Annotated in this window: 20 protein-coding genes and 1 tRNA gene; 7 read left to right on the top strand and 14 right to left on the bottom strand. The window is 54.0% G+C overall.

The window, feature by feature from the left end; translation table 11 throughout:
• Window positions 1-198: 198 nt before the first annotated feature.
• Window positions 199-1197: a sensor domain-containing diguanylate cyclase gene (locus HX786_RS17675; RefSeq protein ID WP_177122939.1), complete on the top strand. Its 999-nt coding sequence runs from the start codon at window positions 199-201 to the stop codon at window positions 1195-1197.
• 120 nt (window positions 1198-1317) lie between these two features.
• On the opposite strand, the gene HX786_RS17670 is transcribed toward HX786_RS17675, so the two are convergent.
• The 3 genes from HX786_RS17670 to gabD form a co-directional block, all read right to left on the bottom strand.
• Window positions 1318-2526 (bottom strand): HDOD domain-containing protein, encoded by a 1209-nt coding sequence (locus tag HX786_RS17670; RefSeq protein ID WP_178912400.1) that lies wholly within the window; start codon window positions 2524-2526, stop codon window positions 1318-1320.
• Between the two features lie 137 nt (window positions 2527-2663).
• Entirely contained in the window at window positions 2664-3941 is a 1278-nt protein-coding gene (gabT, locus tag HX786_RS17665) for a 4-aminobutyrate--2-oxoglutarate transaminase (RefSeq protein WP_003218153.1), read from the bottom strand.
• A gap of 181 nt (window positions 3942-4122) precedes the next feature.
• Window positions 4123-5565, bottom strand: a complete 1443-nt coding sequence (gabD, locus tag HX786_RS17660) for an NADP-dependent succinate-semialdehyde dehydrogenase (protein ID WP_003218155.1) — start codon at window positions 5563-5565, stop codon at window positions 4123-4125.
• Between the two features lie 395 nt (window positions 5566-5960).
• On the opposite strand from gabD, the gene HX786_RS17655 reads away from it, so the two are divergent.
• The 3 genes from HX786_RS17655 to HX786_RS31930 all read left to right on the top strand — a co-directional run bounded on the left by HX786_RS17655 (window position 5961) and on the right by HX786_RS31930 (window position 7239).
• A tRNA-Arg gene (locus HX786_RS17655) sits at window positions 5961-6037 on the top strand.
• Between the two features lie 105 nt (window positions 6038-6142).
• Window positions 6143-6691, top strand: a complete 549-nt coding sequence (locus tag HX786_RS31935) for a hypothetical protein (RefSeq protein ID WP_256735309.1) — start codon at window positions 6143-6145, stop codon at window positions 6689-6691.
• Between the two features lie 101 nt (window positions 6692-6792).
• Entirely contained in the window at window positions 6793-7239 is a 447-nt protein-coding gene (locus tag HX786_RS31930) for a site-specific integrase (RefSeq protein ID WP_256735308.1), read from the top strand.
• Here the strand turns inward: HX786_RS31930 and HX786_RS17645 are convergent.
• Complete coding sequence (locus HX786_RS17645) at window positions 7231-7827, bottom strand: hypothetical protein (protein ID WP_178912399.1); 597 nt, start codon at window positions 7825-7827, stop codon at window positions 7231-7233. The genes HX786_RS31930 and HX786_RS17645 overlap by 9 nt on opposite strands.
• Before the next feature lie 109 nt (window positions 7828-7936).
• Here HX786_RS17645 and HX786_RS17640 point away from each other — a divergent pair, with 109 nt between their 5' ends.
• From HX786_RS17640 to mobA, 3 genes are all read left to right on the top strand, one after another.
• Complete coding sequence (locus HX786_RS17640; protein WP_178912398.1) at window positions 7937-8239, top strand: AlpA family transcriptional regulator; 303 nt, start codon at window positions 7937-7939, stop codon at window positions 8237-8239.
• A complete protein-coding gene (locus tag HX786_RS17635) occupies window positions 8236-8853 on the top strand; it encodes a helix-turn-helix domain-containing protein (protein ID WP_178912397.1) in 618 nt (205 codons plus the stop codon). Before HX786_RS17640 ends, HX786_RS17635 begins: the two co-directional genes overlap by 4 nt.
• A gap of 1038 nt (window positions 8854-9891) precedes the next feature.
• Entirely contained in the window at window positions 9892-10194 is a 303-nt protein-coding gene (gene mobA, locus HX786_RS17630) for a plasmid mobilization protein MobA (protein ID WP_178912396.1), read from the top strand.
• 26 nt (window positions 10195-10220) lie between these two features.
• Here mobA and HX786_RS17625 read toward each other — a convergent pair whose 3' ends face one another.
• From HX786_RS17625 to HX786_RS17580, 10 genes are all read right to left on the bottom strand, one after another.
• Window positions 10221-10529, bottom strand: a complete 309-nt coding sequence (locus tag HX786_RS17625; protein WP_178912395.1) for a hypothetical protein — start codon at window positions 10527-10529, stop codon at window positions 10221-10223.
• Window positions 10519-10767, bottom strand: a complete 249-nt coding sequence (locus HX786_RS17620) for a hypothetical protein (RefSeq protein ID WP_178912394.1) — start codon at window positions 10765-10767, stop codon at window positions 10519-10521. Before HX786_RS17620 ends, HX786_RS17625 begins: the two co-directional genes overlap by 11 nt.
• Before the next feature lie 57 nt (window positions 10768-10824).
• Entirely contained in the window at window positions 10825-11172 is a 348-nt protein-coding gene (locus HX786_RS17615; RefSeq protein ID WP_178912393.1) for a hypothetical protein, read from the bottom strand.
• Between the two features lie 219 nt (window positions 11173-11391).
• Window positions 11392-12450: a hypothetical protein gene (locus HX786_RS17610; RefSeq protein WP_178912392.1), complete on the bottom strand. Its 1059-nt coding sequence runs from the start codon at window positions 12448-12450 to the stop codon at window positions 11392-11394.
• Between the two features lies 1 nt (window position 12451).
• Window positions 12452-14086: a restriction system-associated AAA family ATPase gene (locus HX786_RS17605; protein WP_178912391.1), complete on the bottom strand. Its 1635-nt coding sequence runs from the start codon at window positions 14084-14086 to the stop codon at window positions 12452-12454.
• The gene (locus HX786_RS17600; protein ID WP_178912390.1) at window positions 14083-15672 is read right to left on the bottom strand and encodes a restriction endonuclease subunit S; all 1590 of its coding nucleotides are present in this window, start codon (window positions 15670-15672) and stop codon (window positions 14083-14085) included. The genes HX786_RS17605 and HX786_RS17600 overlap by 4 nt, the downstream gene beginning before the upstream one ends.
• Window positions 15669-17111, bottom strand: coding sequence for an N-6 DNA methylase (locus tag HX786_RS17595; RefSeq protein WP_178912389.1), 1443 nt, complete (start codon window positions 17109-17111; stop codon window positions 15669-15671). The genes HX786_RS17600 and HX786_RS17595 overlap by 4 nt, the downstream gene beginning before the upstream one ends.
• 636 nt (window positions 17112-17747) lie before the next feature.
• Window positions 17748-18347, bottom strand: coding sequence for a hypothetical protein (locus HX786_RS17590; protein ID WP_178912388.1), 600 nt, complete (start codon window positions 18345-18347; stop codon window positions 17748-17750).
• Window positions 18344-18904, bottom strand: a complete 561-nt coding sequence (locus HX786_RS17585) for an RNA polymerase sigma factor (protein ID WP_003218160.1) — start codon at window positions 18902-18904, stop codon at window positions 18344-18346. Before HX786_RS17585 ends, HX786_RS17590 begins: the two co-directional genes overlap by 4 nt.
• A 26-nt stretch (window positions 18905-18930) precedes the next feature.
• The gene (locus HX786_RS17580) at window positions 18931-20592 is read right to left on the bottom strand and encodes a VWA domain-containing protein (protein ID WP_178912387.1); all 1662 of its coding nucleotides are present in this window, start codon (window positions 20590-20592) and stop codon (window positions 18931-18933) included.
• Window positions 20593-20634: the final 42 nt, after the last annotated feature.

Here is a 20634-nt window from a genome sequence, read left to right as displayed (position 1 = left end):
TCCTTCCCCACAGCAAGCCCCTCCCCCCAACAAACTCGCTCCTACATGTTTCTGGCGCCATTTCTTGGTCGCCTCTAATCGGCGCTGATAACGGAACTTCGCAGCAAATTCCCCCTCTCAATCAACACTTCGCCATCCCGGCGGCCCTTGTTGTGACCGCTGCCCAACCCCGCGGCCTGCCCAGAGAGAGTTGTGCCGATGGTCCACGAAAAGACCTTCACCGACACCCCCGTCCTCGAACACCCACGACCGGCAGCCGCCGCTACGTTGCTGGCCCTGATGCATGCCCAGGGCGAAGTGGAACGGCTGAGTGAACGCGAGCAACTGCTGAGTTCGCTGTTGGTCAGTGTGAATGCCGTGCTCTGGGCAATCGAGTGGGACACTCGCCGCGTGCTGTACGTCAGCCCGGCCTACGAGCGGGTTTTCGGACGTACGGCGGGCATGTTGTTGACCGACTATCGGGAATGGCGCAACAGCATCCACCCCGAAGACCTCGACTACGCCGAGCACAGCCTGGCCCAGGTGCTGCACAGCGGCGCCGTGGAAGACCGCGAGTACCGCATCATCACCGCCGACGGGCAGATCCGCTGGCTCAGCGACAAGTGTTACATCAACCAGCAGGCCGAGCCCGGCCAGCCGGTGATCGTGGTAGGCATAGCCGAAGACATCACTGAAAAGAAGCAGCTGGAGCTGGAGCTGCACCGCCTGGCCACCACCGATGTGCTGACCCGCAGCAGCAACCGCCGGCATTTCTTCGAGTGCGCCCACCACGAGTTTGAACGCGCCTGCCTGCAAGGCACGCCCCTGGCGTTCCTGTTGCTGGACATCGATGACTTCAAGGTGGTGAACGACACCTACGGCCACCTGGAAGGCGATCAGGTGTTGCAGCGTATCGCCGAGAGCGGTCGGGGAGTTCTGCGCCGTGGCGACCTGTTCGGGCGCATTGGCGGCGAAGAGTTCGCCGCCATACTGCCCGGTTGTGCCCCGGAGATGGCAATGCAGGTGGCCGAACGCCTGGGGCACGAGATTGCGCAGCTGAGTTTCAGCCACGACGGTGAGAGCTTCGCGATCACCGTCAGCCAGGGCCTGGCCAGCCTGACCGCCGAGGACGCCAATGTGGACAGCCTGTTTGCCCGCGCTGACGCGGCCATGTACGAGGCCAAGCGCCAGGGCAAAAACCGCGTGCTCCCCGGCTGACGCCACACGATGACCTGTGGGAGCCGGGCTTGCCCGCGATGCAGGCACCTCGGCGTGTTGGTTGTACCGGGATGATGCTATCGCAGGCAAGCCAGCTCCCACACTGGCACGCATCGCCTGCTAGGTTTTGCGCATACGCGTCAATTCCGGCAAACCCACCTTGAGCAAGCGTGCCGTCTTGCCTTTCGCCAATGCCTCGACGCCTTCATGCTCGGTCAGCCGCGCCAGCTGCGCCGCCAGGTTCATCACCAGCGCTTCGCGGGAATACACCCCGCCCTCCAGCGAATAAATCGCCGCGATCAACTGGCGTAACTCCAGCGGCAGGCGCCAGCGTGTGCGCAGTGCCGAACCATAGGCCGCGCCGAAGGTGTAGAGGGACTCGCCAATCGCTTCGTCATCCAGTTCGCCACCGCCCAGCAGCCAGTCTTGCAGGCACCGCAGCAAGGCCAGGTCGCCAAGGCGATGGAGGATCCCGGCGCTGTAGCAGCGCTCGTGATCCAGGTCGAGCATGCGCGCCAGGCTGCGGGCGTAGTCGGCGGTACGCTGGGACAGCTGCCAATGACGCTCGGCGTAATCCACAAGGCTCGGGTCGCTCAGTACCACGTTGTGCTTGAGGGCGAGCCCCAGGATCAGGTTCATGCTCTGCCCCGCCGCCAGCTTGTGCAGGGCCATGCCCAGGGTCTGTACCGGCGAACCGTGATGGCCGGCGCTGTTGGCGGCGGCGATCAACACGGCAGTAATCTGCGGGTCCATGCGCACCTGCTCTTCCAGGCGCTTGAGGTCCAGGCCCTCCGGCTCCAGGCTATGTTGCACCGCAGCCTGCACGTCGACCCGCAGCGGCGCGCCGTCTGAGGCTTCCCGGCAGCGCTCCAGAAACACCGGCAAGGTCATGCCCGGCGCCAGGGCCGGGACTTCGCAATACACCGTCTCACCTTCGTTCAGCAGCAAGTCCTGCAGGCGCTGGGTCAGGCTTTCCATGTTCAGGGGTTTGGTCAGGTACGCGGTCGGTGCCAGCGGCAAGGCTTCGCGCACACTGGCGCTGTCGTTGCGGGTACTCAGCAGGATAAACGGCAACAGCGGCGTACGCCGTTGCAGGCGCACGCTGCGCAGCAGGCTCAGGCCATCGACGCCGGGCAGCTCCCAATCGGCAATGATCAGGTCATAGGGTTTGTCACGCAGCAACTCGGTGGCCCGCTGGCCATCGGCACACACATCCAGCCGTGCGTCACAGCGCACATTCAGCAACACCTGCTTGAGCAGATCTCGGGACCAAGGGTCGGCCTCGGCAATCAACACACGGGGTACAGCCGGTAAATCAACAGCAGTCATCCAGCACGCTCCATCGGCAATACCAGCACCTTAGACAAAGGAGCCGCCTGCGTACAATGAACAACGGCTGAATACCGTTCATCGGGCACAAAAAAACCCGCCTAAGCGGGTTTTTTGTCGATCAGGTCAACTTTTGATCACAGCTCGGAGAAGCACTCTTCGATGATCGCCAGGCCTTTGTCCAACTGCTCGTCCGGCGAAGTCAGCGGAACCAGCACGCGCAACACGTTGCCGTAGGTGCCGCAGGACAGCAGGATCAAGCCCTTGTCACGCGCCTTGGCCACCACGGAAGCGACAGCAGCGGCGTTCGGCTTATGGCTGTCGCCATCTTCGAACAGCTCGACCGCAATCATCGCGCCCAGGGCACGCACTTCACCGATCACCGGGTACTTGGCCTGGATAGCTTTCAGACCGGTCACCAGGCGCTCGCCCACAGCCTTGCAGCGGTCCAGCAGGTGCTCTTCTTCGAACACTTCCATCACGGCCAGGGCCGCGGCGCAAGCGATCGGGCTGCCAGCGTAAGTGCCGCCCAGGCCACCTGGCGCAATGGCGTCCATGTATTCAGCCTTGCCGCATACACCGGCCAGCGGGAAGCCGCCTGCGATGGATTTGGCGAAGGTGGTCAGGTCGGCGGCAACGCCCATCTGTTCCATGGCGAAGAAAGTACCGGTACGGCCGGCACCGGTTTGCACTTCGTCGGCGATCAGCAGGATGCCGTGCTTGTCGCACAGTTCGCGCAGGCGCTTCATGAAGGATTTAGGCGCGACGTAGAAACCGCCTTCGCCCTGCACCGGCTCGATGATGATGGCAGCGATATCACGCGGCTCGGCATCGTTCTTGAAGATGCGTTCGATGCTGGCGATAGAGTCGTCATCGCTCACACCGTGCAGCTCGTTCGGGAACAGCGCGCGGAACACGCCGCCTGGCATCAGGCCCATGCCGGCCGAGTACGGCACGACTTTGCCGGTGAGGCCCAGGGTCATCATGGTGCGACCGTGGTAGGCGCCGGTGAACGCGATCACGCCGGCACGGCCAGTGGCGGCACGGGCGATCTTCACAGCGTTCTCTACCGCTTCGGAACCGGTGGTGACCAGCAGGGTTTTCTTGGCGAAATCACCCGGCACCTTGGCGTTAACTTTTTCGCACAGCTCAACGTACGGCTCGTAGGCCAGTACCTGGAAGCAGGTGTGAGTCAGCTTGTTCAGCTGTTCGGTCACGGCGGCGATGATTTTCGGGTGCACGTGGCCGGTGTTCAGCACGGCGATACCGCCGGCGAAGTCGATGAATTCGCGACCTTCAACGTCGGTCACGGTGGCGTTCTTCGCCGACTCGGCGAAGATCGGGTGAATCTGGCCAACACCGCGTGGTACAGCGGCTTCGCGGCGTTTCATCAGGGATGCGTTGGTCTTGCTCATAAAGTCCTCATTCGCCACTCATCGGGTGGCGTGGTCCAAGGAATACGTGGCGGGGAGGCAACTACGGCAGCATGCGATGATCGACTGCCACAGCTTTCCCGGCCACTACGAATAACGGGTGAAACACGCAAAGGGACAGCGCTCTCGTGCCCTTTGCGTTTGCAACAATGCCTTGCCGGGCTTAGATGCCCAGGCAGAGGTATTTGATTTCCAGGTAGTCCTCGATCCCGTACTTGGAGCCTTCACGGCCCAGGCCCGAAGCCTTGATGCCGCCGAACGGCGCCACTTCGTTGGAGATCAACCCGGTGTTGACGCCGACCATGCCGTATTCCAGGGCTTCAGCCACACGGAACACACGGCCCAGGTCGCGGGCATAGAAGTAGGAAGCCAGGCCGAACTCGGTGTCGTTGGACATCGCGATCACTTCGGCTTCGTCTTTGAAGCGGAACAGCGGCGCCAGTGGGCCGAAGGTTTCTTCCTTGGCCACGGCAGCATCTTTCGGCACGTTGACCAGGATGGTCGGCTCGAAGAAGTTGCCTTCCATCACCTTGCCGCCAGCCAACAGGGTCGCGCCTTTGCTCAGGGCATCAGCGATGTGCTCCTGAACCTTGGCCACGGCCTTCTCGTCGATCAGCGGGCCGGTGGTGGTGCCCTCTTCCAGACCATTGCCGATCTTCAGCTTGGCCACTGCCACTTTCAGTTTCTCGGCGAACGCGTCGTACACCGAATCCTGGATGTACAGGCGGTTGGCGCAGACGCAGGTCTGGCCGTTGTTGCGGTACTTGGAAATGATCGCGCCTTCGACGGCCTTATCCAGGTCTGCGTCGTCGAACACGATGAACGGCGCGTTGCCGCCCAGTTCCAGGGAAACCTTCTTGATGTCCTTGGCGCATTCGGCCATCAGCTGGCGACCGATTTCGGTGGAGCCGGTGAAGGACAACTTACGCACGATCGGGTTGCTGGTCAGCTCGCTGCCGATATCGCCGGCGCTGCCGGAGACCACGCTGAACACGCCTTTCGGAATCCCGGCACGCTGGGCCAGTTCAGCCAGGGCGAACGCGGAGAATGGGGTTTGCGACGCAGGCTTGAGCACCATGGTGCAACCGGCAGCCAGGGCCGGGCCGGCTTTACGGGTGATCATCGCGGCCGGGAAGTTCCACGGCGTGATGGCAGCGGTAACGCCGATTGGTTGCTTGATCACGATCAGGCGCTTGTCCGGCTGGTGGCCGGGAATCACATCACCGTAGACGCGCTTAGCTTCTTCGGCGAACCACTCGATGAACGAGGCGGCATAGACGATTTCGCCCTTGGCTTCGGCCAGCGGCTTGCCTTGTTCCAGGGTCATCAGGCGAGCCAGGTCATCCTGGTTCTCGATGATCAGCTCGAACCAGCGGCGCAGCTTGTTGGCGCGGTCCTTGGCGGTAAGTGCACGCCAGGCCGGCAGGGCCTTGTCAGCTGCTTCAATGGCGCGACGGGTTTCGGCGGCGCCCATTTTTGGCACGGTACCGAGGATTTCGCCGGTAGCGGGGTTGTTGACCTTGATCGTTTGACCGTTGTCCGCATCGACCCAAGCGCCATCAATAAAGGCTTGCTGGCGGAACAACTGGGTGTCTTTGAGCTGCATGTCGGCTTTCCTTAACAGCACCGCGCACGCGCGGAGCGAATTAGAGTTGTTGAAAGGCGCCTTGAGGGCTGCCGTCAGGGAAATCATTCACTGGGCGCAAGCACGTAAATAGCGCACGAAAGGACAAATGTGCGGTTCAGCACCCAGGCAGGAGCGTTTGAAATCTCAAACGAATCCTAGGATCAATGGGGGTGCAGGGCAATAGCCTGTTCGAAAAAAAGAACGAAAACGGCGCATTTGCTCGATTTTTCTGATCAGCGTGTTTCGGGCGAGTTCCACCGTATTGCGCCGAGATGCCCGGCACAGGGCGTCAGCGGCGCGTATTCCTACCGGTGGCCGGGCGAAAAGCGGCATGGACGCCCAAGGTCGACATGGGTATGATGTCGCCCGCACAAGCATCCGTAGCTCAGCTGGATAGAGTACTGCCCTCCGAAGGCAGGGGTCGTGGGTTCGAATCCCGCCGGGTGCGCCATCTTTTTTCCCTTGTATTACAAGGGGATAGCGCTCCTAACAGAAACCTGTCCTAGCCCTGAAAGTCGTTTTTGCCACAAATTTGCCACACTTGAACGTGGCGGGAATGGTCGAAATGGCAACAATCAGGAATCGCGGTGAGTATCAGTGGGAAGCGCAAATCCGTCGCAAGGGCTATCCAGCCCAAAGAAAAACCTTCGAAACTAAAGCCGATGCCCAAGCCTGGGCGCGCATGATCGAAAGCGAAATCGACCGAGGCATTTTTGTCTCTCGCGTCGAGGCTGAACGCACCGCCTTTCATCAACTCATAGATCGCTACATCTCCGAGATCGCTCCGAAGCACAAAGGCGCGTATTCGGAAATCAAACGTCTGGAAGCGCTAAAGCGTCATCCGCTGGCGACGCGCATCATTGCCACCCTCACCTCCTCCGACTTTGCCCGCTACCGTGACGAGCGCCTGAAGATCCGTAAGGGCAATACGGTCAAGCGTGAGCTGGCATTGTTTCAATGCGTGATTGAGGTCGCTCGCCGCGAATGGGGAATGGGGAATGGGGAATCCATCTTGCCGAGAACCCGGTGCGGATGGTCAGCCGCCCTAGCTATAACGACGAACGCTCGCGACGCCTGGACCCGATTGAGGAGCAGTACATCCTAGGCGCTTTGGAGCTTCGGGAGCGCCGTGCAGATGGCACCTATGCAGATGCTTCGCACAATCCTTGGATACGGTCGATCGTGCAACTCGCAATTGAGACAGCCATGCGCCGTGGCGAGCTATTCGAGTTGCGCTGGAAGCATGTGAATTTGGATCGTAAAACCGCACATCTTCCAGCGACCAAGAACGGGCTACCAAGAACCGTCCCACTCTCCCCGAGAGCTATTCAGCTGCTAAAGGATTTGCCGCGTTCACTTTGCGGCAGAGTGTTCCCCACCACTGCAGACGCCCTCAAGAAGGCCTTCACACGCGGTTTGGAGCGAGCAAGGACGAAATACTTAGGAGATTGCGAACGCGCCCTGGTAACGCCCCAGGAAGATTTTCTGCTCGACCTGCGTTTCCACGACCTACGCCATGAGGCCACCTGTCGCCTTGCGACCAAGCTGCCAAACCTAATCGAGCTTGCCAGCATGACGGGACATCGTGAGGTGAACATGTTGAAGCGTTACTACAACATCACCGCAGAAGAACTCGCGGCGAAGCTAGCTTGATGGCCAGTCGATAATTTCAAGCCCCAGGGAGCGAGCCAGCTCTCTGGTCTCTGAATTCGTTCGAGCACGGTTTCGTGCCGTCTCCTCGCGTTCCCGCTGCTTGAGCAGATAGACCTCGTTGAAACACTCGATTACCTGCTCACGGGTTAAGTCCGAGATCGATACCCGGCGCTTGAGGGTGTTCAGAATATTGCGCGCACTGAGCTGAGCCGCCTCCCGCAGATACGTCCTTAACAGCAAGTCGCGAAAAACCCAATCGCTGACCCACGCCCTCGATAAAGCCCAAAACAACAGCCGCTGATAGGTATCCCAAGCCATGCGCGTTTGGCCACTCAGATACCGCCGCAGAATCCGTCCATCTGCATCCTTGAAACCGTGTATGCCGAGCTCCGCAAGCAATCGCTCCAAGGCGACCTTCGACATACCCGACTTCTGCAATATCGCGGAGAACAGGTACTCCACTAGATCCACCGGAACACGGACAACAAAGTTTTTCCGACCAGTTTCCTGATGACTTTCAATCTCACGGAAAACGAGCTGAAAGACTTCTTCAGGATTGATATCGGATTCAAAGGATGATGGCTGCATGTACCCATTCTTTGGCTAACAGCCGCATCTGTCAAAAAGGTGTCCTAGTTGATCGGTCCTCGATTGACGAAAGCTGCACGTACTCCATAGCAACCGAGCGACAGCAGCGATGAGCGTCGATTACGAAACCATTCAAAAAATCCAGAAGCTTTCAGATGACGTGCTAATAGGCGTAGCCGAGGTCGCGGCGCTAACAGGCTTCAGCGTGCTGACTGTGCGTCAGCGCAAGTTGCCAGGCCTTGAGCCCGTGCCAGGACTTTCACGCCTGCGTTGGCGGCTGGGTGATTTGCGACAGTGGATGCGCACAGGTGCAGAAAGAAAACTGACCTCATCCACACGCTCCCCTCTTGACGCTGATATTAGAAAAATCGGGCGCCCTAGCAAAAAGACCCAAGTGGAGGGGCGAAAATGAGCAGCTTGGAAGTATCAGGCGATCCAAGTCCTCAAACGCCAGACGACCATCTGCAATCCAATACGTACTGGTTTCATATCTTCCAGGCCATGGTGGATCACGAGCTCGCAAAACTCGGCCCTGACGCGTTTGCGGTTTACTGCGTGATTAAGTCCCACTGCAACCTAAAGACTGGTTTGTCGATTCCCTCGATTCAGACCATCGCGCAGAAAGCAGGCATCAGCGAGCGCCAAGTCATGCGCAAGATAAAAACGCTCGAGGCGGAGGGCTACATCAGCAAGACCCGTCCCCGTAAGTACAACGAATATTCGCTCACGGAAAAGATAGCGATCAAAGACAGCCAAGGTCGACCACGAGCCCTCGCACATTGGAAATATCGACCCGCGCAGATCCAAAGCACTGTGGAAGAGCTGAAACGCATGCTTCGCCACAAGCAAACGGTTGGGCAGGACATTTACATCGAACACCTACACATCGTTCAAAACCAAACCAACATCGGTTTTCAGATCAGCCCGGCCGATTTGGAAAATTTGGCTAATAGCAATCCTGCTATCTACCAAACGCTTCTGTCGATCCGCAGCTCAATCCAAAAACGCAACAGCACTGAAGAGTAGGGTTATGCACAAGCCAGTCAGTCACGTGACTGTTTGGCAGGCACGACCTCATTTCAAGTGACGGCATGTCAGCGCAAAACTGATTTCAACTGACATACTGTCAGACATACAAGAAGAGATCTCAACCAAATCTAGACGGCATTCCAAAGCAGAGCTTGCTCCCTGTTGATAACCATGCGGAGCCTGGACATCAACAGGGAGCTCAGACAGGTAACGGCCGGTGTCAATCGTTATTACTGAACGCTGGAGGCGCAATACGCTGTCGACGCTGGCTGGGATCCTGCGAGCGACGCATTACGTCCTCGATACGTTGAGCAGACGCCTCGAGGTCTTCAGGAGCTGCGTTCTCGATTGAATGGATCAGCTGCTCACGATTGGAGCGCTTCAGTTGCATGATCTCAGCGAAACTACTTTTTGAGTGACTAGAAGAGCACATAAAAAATCTCCAAGGATCATGACTACTCACACACAAGCTCAGGGGGCGATGCATCAATCAGCTTCTGAGCTCTTTAATCAGATAACTGACTTTAGCGTCTCTCTGCATTCAACACCAATATCCCAAAATGCATTCTCTTCCATCATGAGTTTTTATTTATGAGCATCTCGTTTTCATCTCTCGGCAAAGGTCAGAAAAATTACTCTGGGCTAGGCGAGACTGCATCCGCATCGTCGATAATTCCTACCAGTCACACCCCGTTGGCGTTGTCCTGTTTCGTCGCTGTCACCGTCCACTCATCGTCTTGCATTCATCTCAAACAGATGCACTTATGATCAACGCGATCGCCCAAAATACGCTTTTTTGTCGTATCCGCGTTGTCCTCCTCACTGTCAACGCTCCTTGTACCTCCTTCGTATCCGGATTTTGCAGATATCACCTATTTTCGCGAGGGAACTACATGGACAAGGTAGGGTTTGTGATACCGCCAGTCCCTGGCGACTCACAACCGGCGCGCACCAGTCGTTGCACTCCCTCTGCTTTGCCTACCTTCCCTGCTCAGGGCAAGCCCCGAGACCCCGACACCTGGAAAAGGAAAGATCATGAGCCGTAGCGAACAGCGCCGACGCACAGGATGGTTACCGGCAATTCGTTGTTTCGAGGAAGAAGACGCACTGGTGCGCGAGAAAGCCCACGACAGCGGTATGAGCGTTGGTCAGTTCATGCTTGCAGCCGCGTTGAAGCGACAGACCAGAAGCAAAATTGACTCCCACGTAATCAATGAGCTGCGGCGCCTAGGTGGACTTCAAAAGCATCTTTTCACAGAGGGCAAAGGCGCGCTTTCCAAGGAGTACGCAAATGTCTTGGTTGAGATAATCGAGGCCGTTAAGCGTATCGGGTGTTGAGATACACCCGTCGGCGCCTTGGTGATTCACAGCTTTGTCCTTATCTCATGTAATGCCAGGACTTCATGCTCTGCTAGACCATAACTGCGCTGTTCCAACCCTGCCGGCGAGCTCAGCAGTTGATGCTCGATTTCCTGTTGCTCCAACAATCTTCCCAACAAGATGACCTCTCCTTCCGCCTCCAACCTACGTAGCTGCTCTGGAAAGCTAAACGCCCAACGATCAAGTATTTGCCAGCCACGGACGTGATAAGACGGAGAGCGGCGGATGGATTCAATAGTGGTGCTCGCCAACACGTTGGCCGCGATCGATAGCGGCGTGCTGTCACTGTGCATAGGCGTCTCCCACCTTGCGAAGACGTGTAATCATTCTTGTGTTTTGCGAGATCGAAGAAGACCGGAAACCGCCTTTTTGCTTAAGCTCTCCGATGTGCTGATGGGAAAATCCGAGAGCAGAAAGGGTGGAGACATCATCACGGGCAAGTGCCAGATTAGCCGAGCGCATCATCGCATTGGCCTGCTCCAGTCGGGCGATATCTGTCGGTACAGAACTGCGTCTAACGGGTTTGCTCATAGATCGCTCCTACTGAAGGATGGGCTGAAGCTCAAAAATGGTAGCCCTGGGCCGCCCCTAGGTACCAAGCAACGTACTGAGTCGAGCCTCAGTAGTGAGCACCTCTGTCGGCCTCAGAACGAGGCTGAATACAGGAACATAAAGATTGCTGGTCAGCAGCTCCAACCGATGATTGTGCTTCCCTACCGGCACGATTCGCCAAGAGTTAATTTCAACGAGCCGAAAATAATGTTCTGCGCCTTTGACTGGATAGGCCAGCAGCCTTCGTGCTGAACCATCGATACCCAGGTAGGCGTCGTTGATCTTCGCGAATACTTCAAGCTGCGGTTGAAAACCTGCGCTCTGGAAACCTACAACCAATTTCTTCAGCTGCTTGGCATAGCGTTGGTTAAAGCGTGAGAGCACACTATATACATCAAAGCGCTCTAATCGCCTTGTAGGCACCAAATGTTAATCGGAATTATTTACAACTAAAGCTCTGCAAAACTAAGCCTATATAATAAATTGGCAAAAAATGAAGATTATTTATATTGGGATTATTACGTGCAAGCCTCGCTGACAATTTTTAGGATCTACTCGCAGCGGCGCTAAGCTTCCTCTCAAACCACTTTGTCAACGCCTAAACTAAGCTGCTGAAGTCACAAGCGCTCGCATAATAAAAACAACTCGTTCATTTCCATCATTGCACAATTTATGGAGTAACTTGAATACTGCGGCTTTTAAGAACGCTCTATCTCTAAACCCACAATCGCTCAAATATTGTGCATAACGGGTTATAGACTGCAACAAGTCATAATTAGTATCAACCGGAGCCATATCCATGTTCGCCCAAGAGGAGAACTCATACAGCCAATCATAAAACTCTACATCTAAGATATCTCGCTGATACCGCTCCCTAATCGAAAACACGGTGTCCCACGTTTCGACTTCCTCACAAGGTTGCGCAAAAGTAATTGCCCAATCGGAAAATAGTTGATTTTCGTCATTAGAGTTTGGATTTGTAGTATCGAGTGAAACTTCAAGTCCAGGAGACTGGTAGGGAAAAAAAGCAGCCCTTCTTCCTCCATTGTTTGCTGTATAAAGAATATTCTGTGCAAGTTTATATCTAGAATTGCACTTCCCTCCCATAGGAACAAGATTTTTAAGGTTTACCGCTGCGAATGGGTATCTACTCTCAGCCAAATAATGATCCAGATCTTCCCGTCCTGCACCAGGAGCATCAAAGAACTCGCATCCACAGAATGGGCATATTTTCACTTTCAGCGCGGAATGTATTATTTTATACTGTCTATCACGGATACCTAAATCTGTTAGCAGTATAAAGGCTTGCCCAAATAGATCTCTTATCGGCTGTCGAATTATTTCAGGAAGGTCTTTATTCTCCTGACACTCTGCCCGCCCAGCTAACAGTTCGACAAAATTATTTTGCTCCTGCAGAGTACTAAAAATTACAGACCGTTCATTAACACTTAACCTCGAAGCATGTGTCCTATACTCATCCAAAAGTGCGGATAGTTTTCTGCGACGTCTAAGTTTTTCAAGATGCTGAACAGGGATTATTTCCAGCCAGGGCAAAGGTTGCAGCCCCTCATCTAGGTTCTTATGCGTAGTAGCAATCATATGAACCAAAGCGTCATGAAGCCAATTTTCCGACGTAGCTGCAATAGGATAACCAAATAGCACGTCAGACTTCTCCTTTTTTTTCTAATCTTCGAAGCCGATCTGCCAGCAAAACCTTTTGGACCGAGTGCCCTAATCGGGACATCCCCTCTTCAATTTCTTTTACATTATTGCTTTGCATTAACTCTTTAATATCTTGGCGGGGGACCTCGGACATTGGCGGGCGAATATTAAAACATTCAGCGAGTATCGCATCAAATGTCGCACCGTATGTTTCGACGTTAGGATGCCTATACTCGATATCCCCGGACTCTACATTTTTCCCAAATATAACAACTTTCTCTCGCGCCATATCAGAAGGAACAAAAGGTGCGTGTGTTGTGAGTAGACAATCCTGCATCGACGCAGCGGAAACCTCATGACGGCGACCATTCGAAGTAGGTAAGTCCCTTAATCTAGAAATAAACTTTACGCGCCATTGGGGATTAAAGTGGGACTCTGGCTCATCGAGAAGAAAAAGCACATTGGAGAAAGACGTCATACAAAATGTACCTAACAACTGAGCTAACTGGTGCTCCCCGTCCGAGAGAGACACATAATCAACAATACTTTTACCACCTTTAGAAATAAAATTTACTTGTTCGAATCTGAAAACCTTCTGTTCATCTTGAGGCTCTGGCAAGCGAGATGCGAAACGGCGCGCTTTCGTGTCCTTACGAAAGCGATCCCGGGTTATTTTCGGAATTGCTAAATCATTTAACATTGCAAGCTTATGGAAAGATGAGTATAGATCAAGAGAGCTCTTCCAAAAAAAGCCAAATGCTGCTTTGGTTTGCTCATCAACCAAAAAATCAAAAGTATAAGTTTCGGTTTTGCTATCAACATTATAAGAGGTAGCGCACCGCTTCAATTGATCCAAATAAGCCTCTAGCTCTTGAGTCAACTGAACGCCTTTACGTGTCACCCCAAATTTTTTCTTAGAAGAGATTTTTGGAACAGCTCTATGTGCGAGTTGTATTACACATCGAAAAGAGTTTATCTCATCCAATCTTGCATCTTGAAGCAACGCGGTGCGATGTTCACTTTCGCCCAGTAAAAGATTTGCAACAAGCACCTCTAAATGGGTCCCGTAATCAATTAGCATTAGGCGAGTATCAGGAATTTCTTTTGCCGATTTATCATCAGAAAGAGCATTTTTTCCAACTTCATCGGCATACCCACTCCGACTAAGAAAGAAAGGAAGACTCATAGTTTCATTATCTCCCGAAGTATAACCCACAAGCTTTTTAGGAAGCAGCAAAAGTGTAGATTCTTCTTTCAGTGGTTGATCGACCCAAAGATCATCAACCAACTTCTGAATAACCAAATTAGGCTTTCGCCTTCCTTCGGCCAATCTAGTCACGCGCACATGAGCTACTGTTTTAGTACCTTCGGGGCGAATCAAATACTCCAACTCAAACTGTAGATCTTTATTACCCTCTAAGCGCTCTTCAGTCGGTATCACGGCGTGAAAAATCGACTGAAACATTTCAGCGATCACTTGAAGAAACTGAGATTTCCCAGCACCGTTCGGCCCAATCAGACACATAGGATCAAAAATTTCAAGCTCGGTAGAGGCGTCTCTTAGCGATATATCAAACCCATCTAATAACCCTCCACAAGTCGTGGCTGCGATAATATGCACACGTAAGAGCTTCACGCGGACGCCCTCACCAAACACATTGATTGACTTTTCTCATCAAATTTTTGTTTAAGAAAAAATGGTTCCTCTTTAAGCAAGGCGAAAACTATATCCTTCAACTCCTCATAGTTACCTAACGTCAACTCACGGAGATCATCGAAAGAAAAAGTATTTTCTGGAAAGCTACCAATCGCATCTTTTACTAGTTTTTTATCCAATTTCCTTTTCCTCGATGAAACCGTTTTTATTCTAGGACCACTTTTAAACTCGGAACCTTTCTGTTCTTTCAGTTGAAGAGTCAAACGCTCTATTAGCTCTTTCGCAGGCTCGTCAGTGGGGTCTTGCTCCAGCAGTCGCCCTTCGAACGCCGCGCTTAACAGAGCGGGTATGAGTGCATCAACACGGCTAGTTGCAATAGCATACTGAGACTCAAGACGCTCCGCTGCCGAGAATAATACTTCAACTCGGCGGACTGCATCTTTTTGAGCCGTCAGAGAAGGTAGTTTTATAGGCAAATTCCGTAAATCCTCAAGATTTATACCTGTATATGCTACCCCCCTCTCTACTCCACCTAACCAGCTCTGACTTTCTTTTGATCCAATATAAAGCGCTAAAAATTCCGGATAAACTTTAGCGCTATCCACCGGAACGACTGCAACTTCCCGAGAAACGTTCCATCCTTTCATTGCCTCTGTCGCTACTGAAACCCCGCCTAGAGTTCCTCGCACATTAACCAGAACTTCTCCGCCCTGAAGTATTGTTCGAGAGTAATCAGCAGATACAGCAGGAGCGATTTTTTTAATTCCCTTTAGATCAATGCGAAGCCAACGCACATTACTAGTTCGGAGGCACGGAATACCTCCTGAAACCTCAGCTCCAAGTTTTATCACACCATATGTTATAGGTCGATCTAGAACACAAAGCTCGCTCAGAGAGAAAGACGTTCGCTCTTCATCATCTAAGATAATAGAATTCTGTTGCAGTGTATCTTTCTGGCTACCAGAAACCGCCTCAGAAACTATAGCCTCTCTAAGTTTTTTTAAGATTGCAGGAACACGATCCAGTTTTTCCCTACACTTCTCTATACGCTCAAATAGCTTATCTAGCTTTTTGGCAATTCTTTCCTGCTCTCGACTGGGCGCTACTACGAAGGGCAGCTTCATGGCTGCAGAGCCCGAGAGCTCTTTGAAGGTAGTTCCTGTAGCAAGATTTTCCGCAACAGGTTTAATATATTTTAAATAGTAATATAGGTAGTGCTTATCAATTCCATCTGGAACTATAAAGCTTTTGAAACCTTGACTTGTCGTTACTTCATTTGAAGCAATAGCTACATATCCAATAGGCGCCCTGCTTGAAAAAAGGACAGATCCTGCAGGAATTTTTATCGCAGAACACTCATTAAACCCTTTATCAGTAAGATTTCGCTCCCCCCTTGATATATAGACAGCTCGATATCCACTCAGGTCAGCCGGAGTAACCCAAGGTATTCCATCGTCGCCAGAGCAAAAATTTGAGCTATCTTTAGATGGAGGCGTACCGCCCGCAGCAACCTTCGCAATATCACCTATCAGGCACTCAGCCCAACTTTTGGGAAGAGCACTCATGACTCAATCTCTAGGTTCAATTCGTCAAGAATATTTTTCAACTCTACTAATGCAGCTTCAAGCTCATTAACTGCTTGCTGCGCGAGTACCGCTGGCTCGGATAGATCTTCTGAATTAATCGAAAGGTCATCTTTAAGCCAGGAAAAATCTAAGCTATCACCACGCTGAGCGATCTGCTCGCGCGTAAAACACCTGAAGCGACCTTGATCACCCTGATCTTGACGCGCAGAAATCGCTTCCCCGGTAGGGTCATCTCCAAAAGCGATTTCAAATTCTTCAAAGTGTTTCTTCATCAATTGCTTTCGCTTGCCAAACTGCGGCATATTGGTGCGCAAGTCATAAACCCAAACCGATTTTGTATTATTGCTATCACGCTTGCCGCGAGTGAAAAACAAAACATTGGTTTTTACTCCTTGAGCATAAAAAATCCCTGTTGGCAATCTAAGTATAGTATGAAGATTGCATTTTTCCATCAAGTCACGGCGAATATCCAAACCCAAATTGCTTTCGAAAAGAACATTATCTGGCAGAATAACTGCGGCGCGCCCACCACGCTTCAAACCGTTGTAAATAAGTTGAAGAAATGCCAGTTGCTTGTTGCTCGTCGGAAAAGGCAAATCCGTACGACTCGGAAGCCCACCACCTTTTTTTGCCCCAAAAGGTGGGTTAGTCAAAATTAAAGATGCCTGAGGTAACTCTTGGCCCTCTGGACTCAGAGTATCACCGTAGCGGATACCGCCATCTATATCGTGGAGCATCAAGTTCATTAGGGCTAAACGATGAGTATCCTGAACATGCTCCATTCCGGTAAATGTGGATTTACGATATTTTTGTTGCTGGCGCTCTGTCAACGCTTCAAAATCTGTGTTTTTTCGTAAATAGTGATTGGCCGCTATTAAAAAACCTCCTGTTCCAGCAGCGGGATCTTGTATCACGTCAGCTAAGCTAGGTTTCATAACAGCGACCATACTGTCAATCAGTACTCGCGGGGTAAAATACTGACCTGCACCGGATTTTTTTTCATTTGCATTTTTCTCTAAGAGCCCCTCATATAGATCACCTAAATCTTCACGATGAACACTGTACCAATCGAGCTTATCGATCTCAGTTACGAGCGAGGATAGAGTGGCAGGCTTTTTTATGAAGGTGCTGGCATTTGCAAAAATCTCTTTAACTTGTTTAGACCCACTATTCGCTACAGTTACGAGTAGCAGCTTGTAATGAGTTAAGCGAACCGGAGCAGCTTTTGCGACCAAATCCTTCCATCGACTACCTTGCGGTATATGCGTATCTGAACCAGTTTCATTGGCCATTTTTAGGAAAAGCAGGTAGGTCAGCTCAATGACGTACTGATGGAATGTTACACCGTCATCCTTAAGGATATTACAGAGGCTCCAGAGCTTGCCGACTATGTCAGAGGTAGCTTTGTTACTGACCATTACTTATCAATTCCAGGTTTAGGCCGACTTTCTATCGGAGCAGTGTGAATCGTCAAAAGTGCCCAGCGCACTGTGGTTGCTATTTTTTGGGTGTTTTTTTGAACGGAAGGAGATTTCCTTGATGCTAAAAGCTGGCGAAATTTAACCATTTCCCCTCCTGACGGCCCAGTTTACGGCGTCGGCAAATCTGAACAATCAGCCTGGCAGGGTCGTCAGCTTGTTGTCTGTAAGATTTTCAGCAAAAACACCCTTCCCTAAGCTATTTTAAGGGTTTTGTAAACACGGCGCCCAGCTAAATCATGTCAGTCCATGCCCATATTTCATAGCATGGAGTCGATACTGGGACCATGTCTCCGCGCTTAGATAAAGGAGGAGCCCTGACTAGCTGTGCCCACTAGAAGATGCATCTGCCACGAATTTGCCACACTCTGTCCGCTAATCCAGGCGATAGACCGCTACTCTAAGCTACCACAACCCTTTGATTTCCCAGCTAATCCGCGCTAACGTATTGATTCTAAAGGTCGACTTTTAGGACTCCGAAGGCAGGGGTCGTGGGTTCGAATCCCGCCGGGTGCACCAGATACAGATGAAAAAGCCCCAGGTCGAAAGACCTGGGGCTTTTTTGTGGGCGTCGATTCAGGTTTTCTGCAACGCCTCCAACCGCGCCGGCAAGTCTTCCTTGGGAAAGCGCTTGTGCAACTCCAGCAGCTTCTCATCCGCCGCCTTCGTCTCTCCCGCCTGCCGCAACCGCAGGATTTCCTGCAGCCCTTGCTCCAGCGGCGGCAGTACAACAGCCGAGCGCTTGCTCATCTTCGCCACCGGCTCATCCGCCAGCGAGCCCGCGACTTCTGCCTGCACCTGCGGCGCACTGTCAGCCTGCGGAGCCACGGAGAATCGAGCCATCGGCGCGGCTGCCGGGGCCGGACGGGCCAGGTCTTGCGGGGCGGCCGCGTAAGTCCCTGTGGATAACTCCGGCTGCGGCACCGGCGAGCGCGTGACCAAACCAATCATCAGGGCCACACCCGCGACGGTGGCAAATGCCATCTGCCAGCGCGGTCGTTGGCAGGCCTGCAACCAGCGCTGCCACAGGCTGGGTTGCCGCACGGGCGCTTCGCGGTGGGCGGTGGCCAGGATGAAGGCGTCCAGGGAAGCCGGCGGCTCGCCGCTGGTGTGTTGACGGAAATGCTCGATCAGCAGCTCGTCGTTCGAGTCCTGGGTATGTCGGGAGTCAGTCATGCGGGTACCTCCTCGGCCAGCAGTCGGCGCAGTTTCTGCTGGGCGTAACGCAAGCGGCTTTTTACCGTTTCCAGTGGGGCGCCGGTGAGCGCGGCGATTTGTGGCACTTCCAGCTCGCCATGCAGGCGCAGCAGGAACACTTCGCGCTGATCTTCGGGCAAGTCTTGCAACGCGCTGTCCAGGCGCGCCTGGTCGCGGCTCAGGCTCAGCAGTTGCTCAGGCCCGGCGCTGTCGTCGGGCTGGCCGTGAAGCTGCTCATCGTAGCTGTCGTGCAGCGGGTTGTGGATGCCGTGCTTGCGCCAGTGGTCGATCAGGCGGTTGCGGGCAATCTGGAACAGCCAGGTGCGAAAACTCGCCCGCCCCTGTGGCTCGCTGGTGCTGCGGATCAGGCTGAGCCAGGTGTCCTGGAACACTTCCTCGGCCAGTTCGGCCTTGTTGCTCAAGGACACGAGAAAACGGTACAGGCCCTGTCGATGCCGCGCATACAGGGCCTCGAACGCTGCACCGTCGCCGCTGCGGTAGCGGGACAGCAGGGCTTCGTCGCTGGGTGAATCCATCAGGTGGCGCACTCCTTTGAGGTGGATCAGTGTCTGGCCGGGGCCTGAAGGCTCTGGGCCAATTCGACCAGTTGCACAAATTCGCCGCGCAAACCAAAAGGGTCGTCGCCCCGAGCGGAGCGGGCCAATGCGGCCGTGTCCTTGAAACTCATGCTGCCAGTGTAGCGGCCATCACCCTTGAGTTGCTGGGCGAAGGCGGCCACGGCAGCAGAGAAACGCAGGTCGTCGCTGGTTTTGCCACTGTGCTGGTTGCTGATCGGGTGTTCGATCAGTCGGCTGTTGCCGCCTTCCGCTGGTTTGTAGCGTACCCGCAACATCGCCAACTCATCAGTTTTACCGTCAGCCTTGGCCGCCGATGCGTAGCGCAGGGGCTCCAGCCAACCCTGTTCACCCTTCGGGACAATCTCATACAACGCGGTCACTGTATGCCCTGCACCGATTTCGCCGGCGTCGACCTTGTCGTTGTTGAAATCCTCACGCTTCAGGGCGCGGTTTTCATAGCCGAGCAATCGGTATTCACTGACCTGTGCCGGGTTGAATTCCACTTGCAGTTTCACGTCCCGGGCCACCACGGCGAGGGTCGAGCTGAGCTGATCTACCAACACTTTGCGGGCTTCGCGCAGGTTGTCGATATAGGCGTAGTTGCCATCACCAGCGTCGGCCAGTTGTTCCATCAGGTGTTCGTTGTAGTTATCCACACCGAAGCCGAGGGTGGTCAGGGACACGCCGCTTTTGCGCTGGTCGACGGCCATTTGCTTGAGGCTGTCGAAGTCACTGACGCCCACGTTGAAGTCGCCATCGGTGGCCAGCAGGATGCGGTTGATGCCTTTGTCGATAAACCCTTCGCGGGCCATTTGGTAGGCCATTTCGATCCCCGACGCGCCTGCGGTGGAGCCGCCGGCGGTGAGTTGGTCGATGGCATTGCGGATTGTGGTTTTGTCGCGGCCCGAGGTGGGCTTGAGCACCACCCGCGATTCGCCGGCGTAGACCACCAGCGAGACGCGGTCCTGGTCACGCAATTGGTCCACCAACAGTTTCAGGGTGCTCTTGACCAGCGGCAGGCCTTCGCGGCGATTCATCGAGCCGGATACGTCCACCAGGAACACCAGGTTAGCCGGAGCCAGGTCCGCCACGGCGTGGTCCGAGGCCTTGATGCCGATGCGCAACAGCCGGCTGTGAGGGTTCCACGGCGACGGTGCCACTTCAGTGGTCACGCCAAAGGGCGAGCCGTCGGTGGGCAAGGCGTAGTCATAAGGGAAGTAATTGACCATCTCCTCAAGTCGCACAGCACCTTCGGGCGGCAGGCTGCCTTGATTAAGGAAACGTCGTACGTTGGCATAGCTGCCGGTGTCGACATCGACGCTGAAGGTGGAGACCGGTGTTTCGGCAACGCTGCGGATCGGGTTGTCCGGGAGGTTCTGATATTGCTCCCGAGGCTCGGTCTGGTATTGCATGGCGATCGAGTCGTTCATGACCAATCGCGACGCCATCGGTGCAGGCGCAACCCTCCGCTTGACCATGGCCCCCTGGACGCTGGCGGGCTCACTTTGCACCTCCACGACAGGCGCCGACTCAGCGGGCTTGGCCACGTCACGGGATGAAGAAAGCCCACACCCGGCAAGCGCCACCAGCAGGGTCACGGTGAAGCCTTGGGCGGCAGGGCGCAACAGCAGAAGAGGACGGGACATGGGCTGAACCTCGTGAATGAATGATCCGTTCACAAGGTCAGA

The sequence above is a fragment of the Pseudomonas sp. 21615526 genome (assembly GCF_013386245.1).
Lineage (GTDB): Bacteria > Pseudomonadota > Gammaproteobacteria > Pseudomonadales > Pseudomonadaceae > Aquipseudomonas.
Note: the sequence above shows the minus strand (reverse complement) of the source record. Positions and strands in the feature narration are given on the sequence as shown.